The sequence below is a fragment of the Frateuria soli genome (assembly GCF_021117385.1).
Taxonomy (GTDB): domain Bacteria; phylum Pseudomonadota; class Gammaproteobacteria; order Xanthomonadales; family Rhodanobacteraceae; genus Frateuria_A; species Frateuria_A soli.
Genome location: NZ_CP088252.1, coordinates 1,834,618 through 1,851,099 on the forward strand (window position 1 = coordinate 1,834,618; position 16,482 = coordinate 1,851,099).

The following is a 16,482-nucleotide window of genomic DNA, read 5'->3' on the forward strand; positions in this document are numbered from 1 at the left end:
TCTTTCTGTGTGGTGATGGGCGGGTGCTGCCGCTCAGTGGTAGTCGTCTTCGCGCTGGTGGCGCACGGCGAGGATGGTGACGATGGTGCTGTCGGTGATCTCGAACAGGGCGACGTAGCCGGCCCCGCCGAAGGGGATGAGCAGTTCGCGCAAAAAGGGGTTGGCCGGGTCGGCCTTACGGGCGGAGAACGGAAAGCGGCTCAGCAGACCCCAGCCCTTGTCGAGCGCATCGAGGGCTGCCTCGGCGGCCGGTATGTCCTGGTCGGCGAGAAACCGGTAGAGCCTTTCGATATCCCGCAGCGCGGCCTCGGCAAACCGGAGCTGGTGGCTCACGAGCGCTTCTTCGCCTTGGCGTCTTTCAGCATGTTGCGTAACGAGCCCATGACCTCGTCGACGGTGTAGTACACGCCGGTGCGCGCGGCCTCTTCCCGCGCCGCCAGGCCGCGGGCGATGAACTCGGCCTGGCTCCGGCGCCGGTTCACCTCGTCGCGCACCGATTGCTCCATGAAGCTGGACAGGCTCTCGCCCTCGCGGAGCACGGCTTCGGCGGCTTCGCGCAACGCCGGGTCAACGCGCAGGGAGGGCATGTTGGCGGTTTTCATGGGCAGAATCCTCGTGCGTCGCATTTGCAATGCACGTTAGCATGCGCCGGTCGATGCGGCCAGTTCCAGATCGGCTCAGCGGAACGGCAGTCGTCCCTGCGATTCGTTGAGGTATTCGCTGGCCAGCAGCCGGTGGATCAGGCGGCAGGTGTCGGCGTCCGGACCGGGCGGCTGGGCCTCCCGGAACGAGCGCACGATGATCGGCATGAGCTGCTTTTCGAAATAGTCCGGCGTGCCGAGCAGCTCGCGGTTGGCGAGCACGGCACGGTCGGCGGCCTGCTTGGCGGCATGGAGGGCGGCGTGCAGCCGGGTCTGGCTGGTACCCAGGCGGGGCATGTCCAGCAGGCGCTTGTGCACGCGCATCAGCTTGGCGTCGCCGCCGTAACGTGCCGCCAGGTTGGCATTGGCCTGGTTGAGCTCGCGGGCGTGCCGCTCGATGCTGCGGAGCGTCTCGATGTTGGCCTGCATCTCCTGCTGGCTCACTTCGCTGAGCTTTTTGGCCTTGAACAGGCGCTCGAGCTCGTCCTTGAGACTGATCCAGGCCGGGTCTTGCGGATCGTCCGTGGCCGCGAGCGTCTCGCGGGTGCGACGCAGGATGTCCTTGAGTTCGTCGGCCAGCTTGAGCTCGGCCTCGCCGACCTTCTCGAACCTGAAGACGACATCCTCCAGCGCCTGGTTGAGCAGGCCGGCAGTGTCCTGTGCGTGCTCCAGCTGGTGCTTGAGGTTCAGTGCCGCGAGCGCGTGCTGTGCCTCGACGTGCAGTTGGCGCAGCTTGTGGAAGTCGAGCAGGCCGGCAAGCTGGTCATGACCACCCAGGCGGATCAGGTTGTACAGCTCGCGCGCCAGCGCAAGCGCCCGGACGATGGCCCGCAGTTGCTCCCGATCCTGGATCTGGCCCACCTGCTCGGAGAACAGCTCGGCGTCGTCCAGCGAAAAGGCGAACAGCGCCTCGCGGATCGCCTCGACGTCCGCGCGAATCTCCGCCTCGGTCTTGAACAAGTTGCTGTAGTGCGTGATCTCGTCGCCCAGTTCGGCGGTGAGCTCGTCGTAGTAGTCCCGGTTGGCCTGGTCGAACTCGCGCTGGATGTCGGCAAAGTCGACCACGTAGCCGTAGCGGAAACCTCGGTAGCGGCGGTTGACCCGGGTGAGCGCCTGCAACAGGTTGTGGTTGCGGATGACCCGGCCGAAGTAGAGCTTCTTGAGCCGGGGGGCGTCGAAGCCGGTCAGCAGCATGTTGTAGACGAACAGCAGGTCGATACGGCCCTTCTTGTAGGCCTTGACCTGGTCCTCGCGCCACTGCTTGTCACCCTCATCGTGCAGGATCAGTGAGGCACTGAGCGGCGTGCCCGCGTAGGCCGCGGCATCGTCGGCGACGCGGCGCGGGCGGTAGTCGGCATCATTGGCGGGCTCGGCGACGGTGACCGGCGCACGATGAGCCATGAGCCGTTCGAACTGCCCATGCAGCTCGCGCGCCTGCTCGGCACTGTCGCAGATCACCATGCCGCCGATGCTGTCGTCGCCAAAGGCGATGCGGGAGCGCTCGAAGTCGCCCAGGATGTAATCGAGCATGGCGCCGACGAAACGCGGGTGGGCGTAGAGCGCCTTGCGGTCGATGCCGCCCTGTTGCACCTCGATATCGGCCAGGGCCTGTTGCAGCTGCATCCTGTAGCGGGTGGCGATCTCCTCGCGGATCAGGCGCAGCGTGTAGCCGTCAGCAATGGAGGCGTTGTAGTAGTACTTGTGGATGTAGTCGCCGAACAGCGTCTTCGACTGCAGCTGCTCGCCGATCAGCGGGGTGCCGGTTAGGCCGATCTTGATCGCGATGCGGTCGGACTGCTCCAGGTTGGCGAGGAAGCTGCCCCGGGGGTTGTAGCTGCGGTGCACCTCGTCGAGGAAGTACACGCGTTGCACGGCGAGGTTGTAGTCGCTTTCGGCGGCAACGTCCGGGTCGTCCTTGAACTTCTGGATGTTGACCACGGTGATTTCGGCGGCGCCACGGTCGTTGCGGGCAGCGCCGCTCCGTTTGATGTCGCGCGCGAAAGCGTCACGGCTGTCGATCACGTGCACGGTGAGACCGCGCAGCCGGAACTCGTCGCGGGCCTGCCTGAGCAGGTCGAGGCGGTCGACGATGAAGTAGAAGCGCGGCACCTGCCCGCGCCGCTGGAACCAGTCGGTGAGGAAGCGGACGTTGTAATAGGCCAGCGCGGTTTTGCCGCTGCCCTGGGTGTGCCAGATGATGCCTTTCCGCACGCCAGCCGCCAGGCGATCACGGATGGCCAGCGTGGCGAACAGCTGCGGGTAACGCATGACGTGCTTCTGGACGCCCTCTTCCTCATCCAGCCACGCAAAAGCGTATTGCAGGAGGAAGGCCAGACGTTGCCGGCTGAAAAGTGAGGTGAGCAGCCGGTGGGTCGGCGTGTCGGGCGCCTTGTTCCGCTCGAATTCCGGTGTGCCCTTGATGCTGGCCAGGTTGGTATCGGTGAGGACGGCGTCCTCGTTTCCTTCGGACAGCACCCCAAGGGCACCCGCCAGTTCGGACTGGCGCTCCTCGCGGAAGTAGTTGAAGTGCGCCTCGCCGTAGGTGGAGGCGGCATAGAACGCGCCCTGCACCGGGTCGATCGCCGCCTCGTCGTACTCCATGTTGTTGGAGAACACCTGCAACTGGATCAGGTTGAAGAAGTGCCGGAACTTGCGATTCGCATGACGTCGGTCCATGCGACGGCGCTCTTCGAGCACTCCGCCGGGATTCATGCGCTTCTTTACCTCGATGATCGCCAACGGCAAGCCGTTGACCAGCAGCGTGATGTCCGGCCGGAAGCTGTCTTCGCCGTTCTCGAAGGGCAGCTCGGTGACGGCGTGGTAACTGTTGTTACCCGCGTTCTCGAAGTCGATCAGGCGCAGGCCAGCGCGCGCCACCAGGCGCTTGTGGAACGCTTTGCCAAGGTCCTCGTGCTGCAGGTCGAGCCGGATCTCGTCGAGCAGCGGCGGAATGTCCTCGCGCCGCAGGTCGGGGTTGATCCGCAGGAGCGCGGCCTCGAAGAGCTCGGGGAAGATGTTGGTGCGCGGGTCCCAGTGCGCCTGTTTCAGGGACAGATAGTCGTAGCCGAGTCGGGCGAGATGGAGCAAGGCGGGTATCTTGACCCGGGAGTCCTCGTTGAACTTGCCTGCACTCATCTAACGCCCCTGTTAGCCGCGGTCTTCCTGCAGATCGCTTTGTCGTAAGCGGCGTGATTTGCCTGTCACGACAGAGATGACCTTACACGCGTTTCTTCGCCGCAAGATAGGTCAACCCCTTCTCCCGTTTCCCTACGGCCACCACGGTCACCACCAGCACCTTGTCGTGCACCTGGTACACCAGCCGGTAGCCAGAGGCGCGCAGCTTGATCTTGAAGCAGTCGGGCATGCCATGCAGCCGGGCGGCGGGCACGTGGGGATGCTCCAGCCGCTCGGCCAGCTTTTTCTTCAGTTGCGCGCGGATGTCGGGCGAAAGCTTGCGCCATTCCTTGAGCGCGGACTCGACGAACTCCAGGCTATAGGTCATCGAGCTTGACCTTGACCCGGCGCTCGCCCTTGCGCTGGCGCACCAGCTCGGCGAGCTCCAGGTCTTCCAGACGATCGAGCAGACGCTTGTAGGTTTCCGCGGGCACCAGGTAGGCGCTGGGCTTGTTGTGCACCAGCACGGCGACCGACTCGCCGTCGGCCGCCTCGATCACGGCGCTGGGGTTGCGCTTGAGCTCGGTGATGCTGATGCTGGCGCCGGCCAGGATGGCTTCCATATTCGTCTCCAAATTCGGAGACGAATATGGCACGCAGGCGGATGCGCTTCAAGTGGCGGCCGGGGCACGCTGCTGCCGCGCGGGAACCTGGGCTTAGATCATCGGCAGGTTCAAGCCCTGCTCGTTGGCGCACTCGATGGCGATGTCGTAGCCGGCATCCGCATGGCGCATCACGCCACTGGCAGGGTCGTTCCAAAGCACGCGGGCGATGCGCTTGTCTGCCGCCTCACTCCCATCGCACACGATCACTACGCCGGCATGCTGGCTGTAGCCCATGCCCACGCCGCCGCCATGGTGCAGCGACACCCAGGTCGCGCCACCGGCGGTATTGAGCATCGCATTGAGCAACGGCCAATCCGACACCGCATCACTCCCATCCTTCATCGCCTCGGTCTCCCGATTCGGACTGGCCACCGACCCCGAATCCAGATGATCCCGCCCAATAACAACAGGCGCCTTCAACTCCCCCTTCCGCACCATCTCATTGAACGCCAACCCCAGCTTGTCTCGCTGCCCCAGCCCCACCCAGCAGATCCGCGCCGGCAACCCCTGGAAGCTGATCCGCTCCTTCGCCATGTCCAGCCAGTTGTGCAGGTGCTTGTCGTCCGGAATCAGCTCCTTGACCTTCTGGTCGGTCTTGTAGATGTCCTCCGGATCCCCCGATAGCGCGACCCAGCGGAACGGCCCGACACCCCGGCAGAACAACGGCCGCACGAAGGCCGGCACGAACCCCGGAAAGGCAAAGGCGTTCTCGCAGCCCTCATCCTTGGCCATCTGGCGGATGTTGTTGCCGTAGTCGAAGGTGGGGATGCCCTTGGCGTGGAAGGCGAGCATGGCTTCCACGTGCACCTTCATCGAGCGCTTGGCGGCGTCGCGGGTGCCGTTGGGGTCGCTCTTGCGGCGCTCGAACCACTGTTCCACCGTCCAGCCGAGCGGCAGGTAGCCGTTGACCGGGTCGTGCGCGCTGGTCTGGTCGGTGACGGCGTCGGGACGCACGCCGCGGCGCACCAGCTCAGGTAAAACTTCGGCCGCGTTGCCCAGCAGCGCGATGGATTTGGCTTCGCCGGCTTTCGTGTACTTCTGGATGCGCGCCAGCGCGTCGTCCAGGTCGGTGGCCTGCTCGTCGACGTAGCGGGTCTTCAGGCGGAAGTCGATGCGGCTCTGCTGGCATTCGATGGTGAGCGAGCAGGCGCCGGCCAGGCTCGCGGCCAGCGGCTGCGCGCCGCCCATGCCGCCCAGGCCCGCGGTGAGAATCCACTTGCCCTTGAGGCTGCCGTGGTAGTGCTGGCGGCCCATCTCCACGAAGGTTTCGTAGGTGCCCTGCACGATTCCCTGCGAGCCGATGTAGATCCAGCTGCCGGCCGTCATCTGGCCGTACATCATCAGGCCCTTCTTATCCAACTCGTTGAAGTGCTCCCAGGTGGCCCAGGCCGGCACCAGGTTGGAGTTGGCGATGAGCACGCGCGGGGCGTCCGGGTGAGTCGGGAAGACGCCGACCGGCTTGCCGGACTGCACCAGCAGGGTTTCGTCGTCGTTGAGCTCGCGCAGGCTGCGTAGGATGGCGTCGAAGCATTCCCAGTTGCGCGCGGCGCGGCCGATGCCGCCGTAGACCACCAGTTCGGCCGGGTTCTCCGCCACCTCGGGGTCGAGGTTGTTCTGGATCATCCGGTAGGGCGCCTCGGTGAGCCAGCTCTTGCAGGTGAGCGTGCTGCCGCGCGGGGCGCGGATCACGCGGGTGGTGTCGATGCGGGTGGGGGCGTTCATGGCCGGCTCTCCTTGAGGGCAGATGCCGAGTATAGCCAGCGGGCCTGCGGGGGCTTTCCGGGGGTGACGGGCGGCACGGGGTGGCCGACGGACGCGGCGCTAGACTCGGCCGGCAAGCCGTCGATCCTTCGCTGACAGGGAGACACGCATGTCGCTTCGCTCCGTTTTGCCCTGGTGCGCGCTGATGGCGCTGACGCCCGCCGTGGCGGGGGCCGCCGCGCCGGCCATCGAGCCGGCCCTCGCCGGCCGCTACTTCAGGGAAGCCTCGCAGTTGTGCCACGCCGATGGTGGCCGCCTGTGGGGCAAGTCGCTGTGCGGACCGATCCTGCTGGTGGAGCCGGGCTCGCGCCGGGTGGTCGCCAACCAGCCGGATGGCGAAGGCCGACTGCGTGCCGCCGGCGGCGTGTACGTGGGCAAGCTGCCGGCGGACCAGGCGATCGCCAACACCGCCGTGGACTGGGCGGGCGTGCACTGGACCGAGATGCTCTGGCCGCTGAAGGAGGACGCGGCGCAGCGCCACACGATCATGGCGCACGAGGCCTTCCACCGCGTGCAGGACGAGCTCGGGCTGGCCGCGCGCGAGAGCGACAACGCGCACCTCGATTCGCTGGATGGTCGCTACACCCTGCAGTTGGAATGGCGGGCGCTGGATGCGGCGCTCGCGGCCACGACCGATGTCGCGCGCCGCGCGCACGCCGCCGATGCGCTGGCCTTCCGCGCCGCGCGCTACCGGCGCTTTCCGGGCGCGGAAAAGGCCGAGACCGCGGTCGAGCGCAACGAGGGGTTGGCCGAGTACACCGGCGTGATGGTGGGCAACCGCACGCCAGCCGCGCAGGTGGCGATGGCACGGTGGGACCTGGCCTGGCACCCGAAGAACGACACCAGTTTCGTGCGCTCGTTCGCCTACGCGACCGGACCGGCGTACGGCATCCTGCTGGACCGCTACCGGCGCGGCTGGCGCAAGGCGATCGTGTCGGGCGGCTCGCCGGCGCGCATGCTGGCTGGAACGTTGAAGGTCGACATGGCGTCCGCGCCGGATGTCGGGAAGTTGGCCGCGCGCTACGACGGCCCTGCCCTGCTGGCCGCCGAGCGCGCCCGGGCCGATGCGCGGGCCCGGCAGGCGGCGCTGTTCCGGGCGCAACTGGTGACCGGGCCGGTGCTCAAGCTGCCGCTCGAGCACATGAAGGTGCAGTTCAATCCGAGCAACCTGATGCCGCTGGGGGATGCGGGGACGGTCTATCCGACCATGCACGTGATCGACGACTGGGGCTCGATCACCATCGACGGCGGCGCGTTGATGGCGCCGGACTGGAGGCTGCTGACCGTGCCCGCGCCTGCGCGGGGTGCGGAGGCGGGCGAGTTGCGGGGGAAGGGGTGGACGCTCGAGCTTGCGCCTGGGTGGCGGGTAGTGCCGGGTGGGCGGGCTGGGGATTGGGCGGTCGGGAGGGTGGTGCAGGGGTCGGGTCGATAGTCGGGTCAGCAGACCCTTCCACGAGGCCCTTGCAGGAGCCCACTTGTGGGCGATGCCCCTCGGCTCCCATCAAGCGCTAGAGCATCGCCCACAAGTGGGCTCCTACAACCAGCAGGTGGGCCCCCTTGCCGTACCCGCAGCCGCTTTTGGACGGCTTATTCGCCGTGGATGCCGCCGCGGGTGAGTGCGGTGGGGTCGAGGAGTTTCTTCAATTCGTCTTTCGAGAGCCCGGTGGTTTCCAGCGCCACGTCCAGGATCGGGCGCTTTTCCTTGTAGGCCTGCTTGGCGGTGGCGGCGCCCTTCTCGTAGCCGATCACCGGGTTGAGCGCGGTGACCAGGATCGGGTTCATGGCCAGCGCCTGGTTGACGCGCTCGCGGTTGACCTTGAAGCCGGCGATGGCCTTGTCGGCGAGCAGACGGGTGACGTTGGCGAGGATGTCGATCGACTGCAGCAGGTTGTAGGCGATCATCGGCAGCATCACGTTGAGCTGGAAGTTGCCGGACTGGCCGCCGATGGTGATCGCCGCGTCGTTGCCGATCACCTGGGCGGCGACCATCGCGGTGGCCTCCGGGATCACCGGATTGACCTTGCCGGGCATGATCGAGGAGCCCGGCTGCAGCGCGGGCAGTTCGATCTCGCCCAGGCCGGCCAGGGGGCCTGAGTTCATCCAGCGCAGGTCGTTGGCGATCTTCATCAGCGCGACGGCGAGGGTCTTGAGCGCGCCGGAGAGTTCGACCGCCGCGTCCTGCGCGGCCATGCCCTCGAAGAAGTTTCCGGCCGACTCGAAGCGCACGCCGGTCAGCGACTTCAGCTCGCCCGCGACCGCGGGACCGAACCTGGGGTCGGCGTTGATGCCGGTGCCGACCGCTGTGCCGCCCTGCGGCAGGCGGCGCATGCGCTTGAGGGCATCCTCGATGCGCTCGATGGCCGAACCGATCTGCGCCGACCAGCCGGACAGTTCCTGGCCGAAGGTCACCGGCATCGCATCCATCAGGTGGGTGCGGCCGGTCTTGGGCACGTTCCTCAGCTCGCGGGCGCGCTTGTCGATCGCCTTCTTCAGGTGCTTCAGCGCCGGCAGCAGGCGTTCGCTGGTGGCCAGCGTGGCGCTGACGTGGATGGCGGTGGGAATGACGTCGTTGGAACTCTGGCCGTAGTTGACGTGGTCGTTGGGGTGCACCTTCGCCCCGCCCTGCGCGGCCAGGTGGGCGATCACCTCGTTGGCGTTCATGTTGGTGCTGGTGCCCGAGCCGGTCTGGAACACGTCGATCGGGAACTGCGCGTCGTACCGCCCTTCCGCCACCGCCAGCGCCGCCTTGCGGATCGCCGCGGCCTGGCCCTTCTTCAGGTGGCCCAGCGCCAGGTTGGCCGCCGCGGCGGCGGCCTTGATCAGGCCCAGCGCGCGGATGAAATCGCGCGGCAGGGCGAGGCCGGAGATCGGGAAGTTGTCGATCGCGCGCTGGGTCTGGGCGCCGTAGAGCGCATCGGCGGGGACCTTCAGCTCGCCCATGCTGTCGTGTTCGGTGCGGAAGTCGGCCATGGCGGGTTCCTTGTGCAAAGTCGAAAGGACTATAGATGCGCCCGCGTCGGCCCGATGGCAATGACCTGGAGCAAGGTGCGCCTTCGTAGGAGCCCACTTGTGGGCGATGCTCTCCTGGTCGGGATCGAAGCAAAGGGCATCGCCCACGAGTGGGCTCCTACGGGGGGCGGCCGCGGGATGTAAAATGCCGCGTTTCCCCTTGCCGGAACCTGCCGAATGTCCACCCACGCACTTACCGCCCTGTCGCCGCTGGATGGCCGCTATGCCGGCAAGGTCGAGGCGCTGCGCCCGATCTTCAGCGAATTCGGCTTGATGCACCGGCGCGTGCAGGTGGAGATCGAGTGGCTGCTGGCGCTGGCCGCCGAAGGCGCCATCGTGGAGCTGCAGCCCTTCTCCGGCGCGCAGGTCGACCAGTTGCGCGCCATCGCCAGCGATTTCAGCGTGGCCGACGGCGAGCGCGTGAAAGACATCGAATCGACCACCAACCACGACGTCAAGGCGATCGAGTACTTCATCAAGGAGCGCATCGGCGCCGATCCGGCGCTGGCCCAGGCCCGGGAGTTCGTGCACTTCGCCTGCACCAGCGAGGACATCAACAACCTCTCCTACGCGCTGATGCTGCGCGACGCGCGCGAGGGCGTGCTGCTGCCGACGTTCGACCGCATCATCGCCCGCCTGCGCGAGATGGCGCATGCCAACGCCGGGCTGCCGATGCTCTCGCGCACGCACGGCCAGACCGCTTCGCCGAGCACGCTGGGCAAGGAGCTGGCCAACGTGGTGGCGCGCCTGGAGCGCCAGCGCGCGCAGCTGGCGGCGGTGGAGATCCCCGGCAAGATCAACGGCGCGGTGGGCAACTACAACGCCCATGCGATCACCTATCCGGAGCTGGACTGGCGCGCGTTCTCGCGCCGCTTCGTCGAGAGCCTGGGGCTGGACTACAACGCCTACACCACGCAGATCGAGCCGCACGACGGCGTGGCCGAGTACTGCGACGCGGTGCGCCGCGCGAACATCATCCTGATCGACCTGGCGCGCGACATCTGGGGCTACATCTCGCTGGGCTACTTCAGGCAGGCGCTGAAGGCGGGCGAGGTCGGCTCCTCCACGATGCCGCACAAGGTCAACCCGATCGACTTCGAGAACGCCGAGGGCAACTTCGGGCTCGCCAACGCGCTGCTGGGCCACTTCGCCGAGAAGCTGCCGATCAGCCGCTGGCAGCGCGACCTCACCGATTCGACCGTGCTGCGCGCGCTGGGGACGGCGTTCGGGCACACGCTGGTGGCGCTGGAGTCGCTGCAGAAAGGCCTGGGCAAGCTGACCGTGAATGCGGAGCGGCTTGCCGCCGATCTCGATGCGAGCTGGGAAGTGCTGGCCGAGGCGGTGCAGACGGTGATGCGGCGGTATGGCTTGCCGGAGCCGTACGAGCAGTTGAAGGCGCTGACGCGTGGGCAGGGCATCACGCGCGAATCCATGCGTACCTTCATCGAGGGGCTGGCCTTGCCGGGCGAGGCGAAGCAGCGGTTGCTGGAGCTGACGCCGGGTGGGTATGTGGGCTTGGCCGAGGGGTTGGCGCGCGAAGTCTGATCCGTGCGGGGCGGGCCCTTCGACTTCGCTGCGCTACGCTCAGGGCGAACGGTGTTCTTGTGGAGTCGCCGCAACTGTCGCCGCAACTTGGGTAACCGCCCACCCATCAGCCGTTCGCCCTGAGCGTAGGCCCGCGGGGCCGGAGTCGAAGGGTTGGGTGTAGCCACCGCTCCGCCCGAACCCTCTCCCGCCCTTCGGGCACCCTCTCCCGGCGGGAGAGGGATCAGGGTCCGCGAGAGGGGTTGGGGTGAGGGTCCGGCCCTTGCAGTAACGCTCGCAAGAACCCGTCGATCATCCCGAGCGTAGCGAAGGAGGGTCGAGAGGCCACACCCTTCGCCGCGCCGATACCTCAGGCAGCCGCGGTCGCCCGCCGCGCCAGTCCCTCGGCATCCATCACCGCCTGCACCGCCGGCCGCTCGAGCATGCGCTTCTGGAACGCCTGGATTGCCGGGAAGTCGGACAGGTCCAGGTCCACATGCCGCGCCCAGTTGGTCACGGTGAACAGGTAGGCGTCGGCCACGGTGAACTGCTCGCCGAGCAGCCACGGATGCGTCGCCAGCGCGCTCTCGATCAAGGCATAGCGCTTGCGCAGGTACTCCTTGCGCTCCTGCCGCGTCGCCTCGGGCGTGTCCGGCTTGAACAGCGGGCTGTAGGACTTGTGGATCTCGGAGTTGATGTAGCCGAGCACTTCCTGCAGCCGGTAGCGTGCCAGCGTGCCGTTGGCCGGCGCCAGGCCCGAGGCGGGCCTGAGGTCGGCCAGGTACTGCACGATTGCCGGGCCTTCGGTGAGCAGCTGGCCGTCGTCCAGTTCCAGCGCGGGGACGTAGCCCTTGGGGTTGATCGCCAGGAAATCGGCACCGTCCTCGGTGCGCTTGGTCTTGCCGTCGACCTTCACCAGCTGAAGGTCGATGCCGGCCTCGCGCGCGACGATGTGCGGGGAAAGCGAGCAGGCGCCGGGCATGTAGTAGAGCTTCATGGATGACTCTCCTTCGTGGGGGTGGGACGTCCTTGGACGTGGCGCGCATCCTACCCGCACGAGGTTACTGATGGATACCACCTAACCATGGATTAGTGCCAGAATGTGGTATCTCCACGGTTACCGAGGAACGCCTCCATGGGCCTGCCACTGCGCCAGAGCAAAGTCGCCGCGCCGCCGCCGGCGTGCCCGCTCACCGAAAGCCTGTCCTTGCTGCGCGGCGCGTGGGCGCCGAACGTGATCTGGTACCTGAGCGCCGAGCCGCGCCGCTTCGGCGAGTTGCGCCACGACATCCCGCGCATCTCCGCGCGCGTGCTCAGCGCGCGTCTGCGCGAACTGGAATCGCGCGGACTGGTGACGCGGCGCGTGCTCGATACCTCGCCGCCCTCGGCCGAGTACGCCCTGACGCCGCTGGGCCGCGAGCTGCTGCCGGCGATCGAGGCGCTGGCGCGCGTGGGGCGCAAACTGATCGACCAGTGGGAGCTGGGCGCGCACAGCGGTGGCGCCAGGACACGCAACCGCCGCGCCGCCTGACGGCCCCGCGCGCACTCGTAGGAGCCCACTCGTGGGCGATCCTCCCGATGCGGCATCAGAGCCAGAGCATCGCCCACGAGTGGGCTCCTACAATGAGAGGGGCGAGCGTGGCTGTGGCCAGCGAAGTGCGGCGCACAACGGTGGCGCCAGCACACAACGCCGCACCGCCTGACGGGCCGCGCGCGCACTCGTAGGAGCCCACTCGTGGGCGATGCTCTTCATCCGATGCGGCACCAGAGCATCGCCCACGATTGGGCTCCTACAGTGAGAGGGGCGAGCGTGGCTGCGGCCAGCGAAGTGCGGCGCACAACGGTGGCGCCAGCGCACAACGCCGCGCGGCCTGACGGGCCGTGTGCAGTCTCGTAGGAGCCCACTCGTGGGCGATGCTCTGCATCCGATGCGGCATCAGAGCCAGAGCATCGCCCACAAGTGGGCTCCTACAGTGAGAGGGGCGAGCGTGGCTGCGGCTAGCGAAGTGCGGCGCGTGCAGTGGTGGCGCCAGGACACAACGCCGCGCGGCCTGACGGGCCGTGTGCACTCTCGTAGGAGCCCACTTGTGGGCGATGCTCTTCATCCGATGCGGGTCCGGAGCCAGAGCATCGCCCACGAGTGGGCTCCTACAGTGAGAGGGGCGAGCGTGGCTGTGGCCAGCGAAGTGCGGCGCACAACGGTGGCGCCAGCACACAACGCCGCACCGCCTGACAGGCCGCGCGCGCACTCGTAGGAGCCCACTCGTGGGCGATGTTCTTCATCCGATGCGGCACCAGGGCATCGCCCACAAGTGGGCTCCTACAGTGAGAGGGGCGAGCGTGGCTGCGGCCAGCGAAGTGCGGCGCACAACGGTGGCGCCAGCACACAACGCCGCGCGGCCTGACGGGCCGTGTGCACTCTCGTAGGAGCCCACTCGTGGGCGATGCTCTTCATCCGATGCGGCTCCGGAGCCAGTGCATCGCCCACGAGTGGGCTCCTACAGTGAGGCGGCTAGCGTGGGCTGGTCGACCGGCGCAAGTCCGGCGCGCGCAGCGGTAGCGCGAGGAGGTGCCGCCCGCGACCTGACTCGGCTCCCTCTCTCCTCGGGGAGCAAGGCGCCCCGCAACACCGCGCGCAACGCGAATCAGGCAGCCGTGGCCTTTGTGGCCAGCGAGGAGCCTGCCGTCTCCACGTCGTCCGAGCCCTCGTTGACACCTTCGAACAGGAAGGTCGAGAGGTAGCGCTCGCCAGTGTCCGGCAGCATCGCCAGCAGCACCGAGCCTTCCGGCGCGTCGTTGGCCGCCTGCAGCGCCGCCGCCAGCGTGGCGCCGGAAGAGAGGCCCACGAAGATGCCTTCCTGCTCCGCCAGCTTGCGCGAGGTATCGCGGGCGAGCGTGTCGTCCACGGGCAGGATCTCGTCGACCACCTTGCGGTTCAGCACGCCCGGAACGAAATCCGGGGTCCAGCCCTGGATCTTGTGCGGCTGCCATTCCTTGCCCGACAGCAAGGCCGCGCCGGCCGGTTCGCTGGCGATGATCTTCACCTCGGGCCGCGCGACCTTCAGCACCTCGCCCACGCCGGTCAGCGTGCCGCCGGTGCCCCAGCCGGTGACGAAGAAGTCGAGCCGGCGGCCGGCGAAATCGCGCAGGATCTCCGCCGCCGTGGTGCTGCGGTGATAGGCGGGATTGGCGGGGTTCTCGAACTGGTTGGCGAGGAACCAGCCGTACTTTTTCGCCAGCTCGTCGGCCTTCTGCACCATGCCGGTGCCCCGCGCGGCCGCGGGCGTCAGCACCACCTTGCCGCCGTAGGCGCGGATCAGCTTGCGCCGCTCGATCGAGAAGGTCTCGGTCATGACCGCCACGAACGGATAACCGCGCGCCGCGCACACCGCCGCCAGCGCGACGCCGGTATTGCCGGAGGTCGCCTCGATCACGGTCTGGCCCGGCTTGAGCGTGCCGCGCTGTTCGGCATCCAGGATGATCGCCAGCGCGAGGCGGTCCTTCACCGAGCCGGCGGGGTTGAAGGCCTCGACCTTCACGTAAAGCTCGACGTTCTTCGGGGCCAGCCGGTGCAGCTTGACGATCGGCGTGTTGCCGATGGTGTCGAGGATGCTGTCGTAGATCATGGGTGGTGACTCCTTGGAAGAGTGGCCGGCGGACGCGCCGGCGAGCGGGTCATGCCTGGTGGAGCGCGGCGGGCACGTCGTCCTGGCGTGCCGGCAGGCGAGCGCGGGCGGCCCTGCCCGCGTCGCCAGTGTCCCCGGTGCGCACTCCGGGCGGAGGCGCAGCCGGACCACGCCAGCGACTCCGCCAGCGTGGCGACCTCGCCGAGTATCAGCAGCGCAGGTGAACGGACCGCATGGACCGCGGCGCGATCGAGCGCATCGTGCGAGGTCCGGTTCGCGCTGACCAGGCGCACAGGCGCGCGCCAGCCAGCCTGGGCAACGCGGCCACCTTGCGCCCGGCCGCGCCAGCGGCACCCACCAGCAGGGGGCGGCGGGACCGGTCGGCGAACAGCGGGAAAGGCATCAAGTGGAATGGTCTGCAAGGGGGAAGCCCGGACACGCCAGGCGAGCGCGCGATCTGCCACAAATGATTTCCGGCGGGGTCCATGTGCCCTCGCGGCATGTCGTCCGGCCGCGTGACCGCAGGTGCCGCAATGGCGAGCGCGGCGCGGCGCTTCCGGACGCCGCCTGACCGTTCGCCTCGCCCGGCAGGCTCTTGCTCCCTCTCTCCGCCGGGGAGAGGGTCTGGCCCGCGAGGTTCCGGAACCAGGCCGGGGCTGGGCGGCTTTCGGGAGCTCCGGAACGGCATGCGGGGTAGCTCCCCGCGAGCCCTCACTCCGGTCCTCCGCCCGGAGGCGGAGAGGGAGCGGGCCTACTGCGTATTTGCCGGATGCTGCTCGCGCAGGATCTCCACCACGTCGGGGAAGGAGAACCAGGCGGGGATCTCGCTGCCCTCGCGCAGGCGCCGACGCAGCTCGGTGCCGGAAATGTCGCGCACCTCGTCCGTGGGCTGTACCTCGGTGGCGGGAATGTAGGCGTCGCGGTTGACCGCGTACACCATGGCCGGGAACGGCACGATGCGGATGCCGAGTTCTTCCTGGTGCCGCTCCAGCATTTGCTGGGCCTCGTACGGGCCATAGAACGGCTGGCCGTTGGCGTCCTTGCCCGGTCCCGCGTGGTCGCGCCCGACGATGAAATGGCTGGCGCCGTAGTTCTTGCGGATGATCGCGTGCCACACCGCCTCGCGCGGACCACCCATGCGCATCGCCAGGGGCAGCAGCGACAGCCTGGCCTGGCCTTCGGGATAGTGCGGGAGCAGCGCGCGGTAGCAGCGCACGCGGGTGGAGTAGTCGACGTCGTCCGGCTTGGTGCGGCCGACCGAAGGCTGGATCAGCAGCCTGGCGCCGACCTGTTCGGCGGCGCGCAGGGTCAGTTCGCGGTGCGCGCGGTGCATCGGGTTGCGCGTCTGGAAGGCGACGATGCGGTGCCAGCCCTGGTCCTCGAACCACGCGCGCAGGCTGCGCGGCGTGTCGCGCAGCTCCGGAAAGTCGGGGTGGACGGGCGGTTGCAGCCCGTGCACCCGCCCGCCCAGGTAGACCGGTCCGGTGCGGTCGAGCAGTTCGGCCACGCCCGGGTGCGTGCGGTCGCTGGTGCCGAAGACGCGCTGCGCCTCGTGCAGCCGGTCGGGCCAATAGATGTCCTGCACGTCGAGTATCGCCAGCGCTACGCCCCGGCCGTCGCGCAGCACGACTTCGCTGCCGCGCGCAAGGCCGGCCGCGAACGCCTCGCCCACATCCAGCGTGATCGGCATCGGCCACAGCGTGCCGTCGGTCAGGCGCATGTCCCGGACCACGCCATCGTAGTCGTCGCGGCCAAGGAAACCTTCCAGCGGCGAGAACGCACCCGAGAGCAGCAGTTCCAGGTCGCACAACCGGCGCGTGTCCAGTTCCAGCGAAGGCAGGTCGCCGATACGCGCACCGAGCGCCTGGGCTTCGGCCGGCGGCAGGTAAAGATCCTTGAGTACACCGCCATGCGGGGCGATCAACTGCCCGGAGCCACCTGTATCGGCAGCGAGCGCAATTCCGTTCACGGGGCCCTCCTCCAGTCGCTGGCGGCCTAGGCTAAAGCAAGGCTCGCGGCCAGGTGTGCAGGAACATTCACGCAGGAGCCCGAACAAGCGGGCGATCCGCCGGTGGCCGGCCAGCAGCCCGGTATACGCGCCGGCGTGCTCCCTGCTCAGCACGCGCATCAGGCCAATGGGCC

At 68.0% G+C, this 16,482-nt stretch carries 13 protein-coding genes; 3 read left to right on the forward strand and 10 right to left on the reverse strand.

Going from position 1 to position 16,482, the window contains the following annotated elements:
• Nucleotides 1–33: 33 nt before the first annotated feature.
• The 6 genes from LQ771_RS08450 to hutU form a co-directional block, all read right to left on the reverse strand.
• Nucleotides 34–333 (reverse strand): type II toxin-antitoxin system RelE/ParE family toxin, encoded by a 300-nt coding sequence (locus LQ771_RS08450; RefSeq protein ID WP_231348972.1) that lies wholly within the window; start codon nucleotides 331–333, stop codon nucleotides 34–36.
• On the reverse strand, nucleotides 330–602 hold the full coding sequence (locus LQ771_RS08455; RefSeq protein WP_231348973.1) for a YlcI/YnfO family protein: 273 nt from the start codon (nucleotides 600–602) through the stop codon (nucleotides 330–332). Before LQ771_RS08455 ends, LQ771_RS08450 begins: the two co-directional genes overlap by 4 nt.
• A 75-nt stretch (nucleotides 603–677) precedes the next feature.
• Complete coding sequence (locus LQ771_RS08460; protein ID WP_231348974.1) at nucleotides 678–3,776, reverse strand: type I restriction endonuclease subunit R; 3,099 nt, start codon at nucleotides 3,774–3,776, stop codon at nucleotides 678–680.
• Between the two features lie 82 nt (nucleotides 3,777–3,858).
• Nucleotides 3,859–4,143 (reverse strand): type II toxin-antitoxin system RelE family toxin, encoded by a 285-nt coding sequence (locus LQ771_RS08465; protein ID WP_231348975.1) that lies wholly within the window; start codon nucleotides 4,141–4,143, stop codon nucleotides 3,859–3,861.
• The gene (locus tag LQ771_RS08470) at nucleotides 4,133–4,378 is read right to left on the reverse strand and encodes a type II toxin-antitoxin system Phd/YefM family antitoxin (RefSeq protein WP_231348976.1); all 246 of its coding nucleotides are present in this window, start codon (nucleotides 4,376–4,378) and stop codon (nucleotides 4,133–4,135) included. Before LQ771_RS08470 ends, LQ771_RS08465 begins: the two co-directional genes overlap by 11 nt.
• A 93-nt stretch (nucleotides 4,379–4,471) precedes the next feature.
• Nucleotides 4,472–6,142, reverse strand: a complete 1,671-nt coding sequence (hutU, locus tag LQ771_RS08475) for a urocanate hydratase (RefSeq protein WP_231348977.1) — start codon at nucleotides 6,140–6,142, stop codon at nucleotides 4,472–4,474.
• A gap of 148 nt (nucleotides 6,143–6,290) precedes the next feature.
• On the opposite strand from hutU, the gene LQ771_RS08480 reads away from it, so the two are divergent.
• On the forward strand, nucleotides 6,291–7,613 hold the full coding sequence (locus LQ771_RS08480) for a hypothetical protein (protein WP_231348978.1): 1,323 nt from the start codon (nucleotides 6,291–6,293) through the stop codon (nucleotides 7,611–7,613).
• Nucleotides 7,614–7,768: 155 nt separating this feature from the next.
• Here LQ771_RS08480 and LQ771_RS08485 read toward each other — a convergent pair whose 3' ends face one another.
• The gene (locus tag LQ771_RS08485) at nucleotides 7,769–9,151 is read right to left on the reverse strand and encodes a class II fumarate hydratase (protein WP_231348979.1); all 1,383 of its coding nucleotides are present in this window, start codon (nucleotides 9,149–9,151) and stop codon (nucleotides 7,769–7,771) included.
• Between the two features lie 216 nt (nucleotides 9,152–9,367).
• Here LQ771_RS08485 and purB point away from each other — a divergent pair, with 216 nt between their 5' ends.
• The gene (gene purB / locus LQ771_RS08490) at nucleotides 9,368–10,735 is read left to right on the forward strand and encodes an adenylosuccinate lyase (protein ID WP_231348980.1); all 1,368 of its coding nucleotides are present in this window, start codon (nucleotides 9,368–9,370) and stop codon (nucleotides 10,733–10,735) included.
• A gap of 349 nt (nucleotides 10,736–11,084) precedes the next feature.
• On the opposite strand, the gene gstA is transcribed toward purB, so the two are convergent.
• Nucleotides 11,085–11,711, reverse strand: coding sequence for a glutathione transferase GstA (gstA, locus tag LQ771_RS08495; RefSeq protein WP_231348981.1), 627 nt, complete (start codon nucleotides 11,709–11,711; stop codon nucleotides 11,085–11,087).
• A 138-nt stretch (nucleotides 11,712–11,849) separates the two neighbouring features.
• Between gstA and LQ771_RS08500 the strand changes: the two genes are divergently transcribed.
• Nucleotides 11,850–12,245 (forward strand): winged helix-turn-helix transcriptional regulator, encoded by a 396-nt coding sequence (locus LQ771_RS08500; RefSeq protein ID WP_231348982.1) that lies wholly within the window; start codon nucleotides 11,850–11,852, stop codon nucleotides 12,243–12,245.
• 1,114 nt (nucleotides 12,246–13,359) lie between these two features.
• On the opposite strand, the gene cysK is transcribed toward LQ771_RS08500, so the two are convergent.
• A complete protein-coding gene (gene cysK, locus LQ771_RS08505) occupies nucleotides 13,360–14,340 on the reverse strand; it encodes a cysteine synthase A (RefSeq protein ID WP_231348983.1) in 981 nt (326 codons plus the stop codon).
• A gap of 751 nt (nucleotides 14,341–15,091) precedes the next feature.
• Nucleotides 15,092–16,309 (reverse strand): sulfate adenylyltransferase, encoded by a 1,218-nt coding sequence (gene sat, locus LQ771_RS08510; protein ID WP_231348984.1) that lies wholly within the window; start codon nucleotides 16,307–16,309, stop codon nucleotides 15,092–15,094.
• Between the last annotated feature and the right edge of the window lie 173 nt (nucleotides 16,310–16,482).

Coding starts and splice junctions, on each gene's coding strand:
- LQ771_RS08455 (WP_231348973.1), bottom strand. CDS start 602: ATGAAAACCGCCAACATGCCCTCCCTGCGCGTTGACCCGGCGTTGCGC.
- LQ771_RS08460 (WP_231348974.1), bottom strand. CDS start 3,776: ATGAGTGCAGGCAAGTTCAACGAGGACTCCCGGGTCAAGATACCCGCC.
- LQ771_RS08465 (WP_231348975.1), bottom strand. CDS start 4,143: ATGACCTATAGCCTGGAGTTCGTCGAGTCCGCGCTCAAGGAATGGCGC.
- LQ771_RS08470 (WP_231348976.1), bottom strand. CDS start 4,378: ATGGAAGCCATCCTGGCCGGCGCCAGCATCAGCATCACCGAGCTCAAG.
- hutU (WP_231348977.1), bottom strand. CDS start 6,142: ATGAACGCCCCCACCCGCATCGACACCACCCGCGTGATCCGCGCCCCG.
- LQ771_RS08480 (WP_231348978.1), top strand. CDS start 6,291: ATGTCGCTTCGCTCCGTTTTGCCCTGGTGCGCGCTGATGGCGCTGACG.
- LQ771_RS08485 (WP_231348979.1), bottom strand. CDS start 9,151: ATGGCCGACTTCCGCACCGAACACGACAGCATGGGCGAGCTGAAGGTC.
- purB (WP_231348980.1), top strand. CDS start 9,368: ATGTCCACCCACGCACTTACCGCCCTGTCGCCGCTGGATGGCCGCTAT.
- gstA (WP_231348981.1), bottom strand. CDS start 11,711: ATGAAGCTCTACTACATGCCCGGCGCCTGCTCGCTTTCCCCGCACATC.
- LQ771_RS08500 (WP_231348982.1), top strand. CDS start 11,850: ATGGGCCTGCCACTGCGCCAGAGCAAAGTCGCCGCGCCGCCGCCGGCG.
- cysK (WP_231348983.1), bottom strand. CDS start 14,340: ATGATCTACGACAGCATCCTCGACACCATCGGCAACACGCCGATCGTC.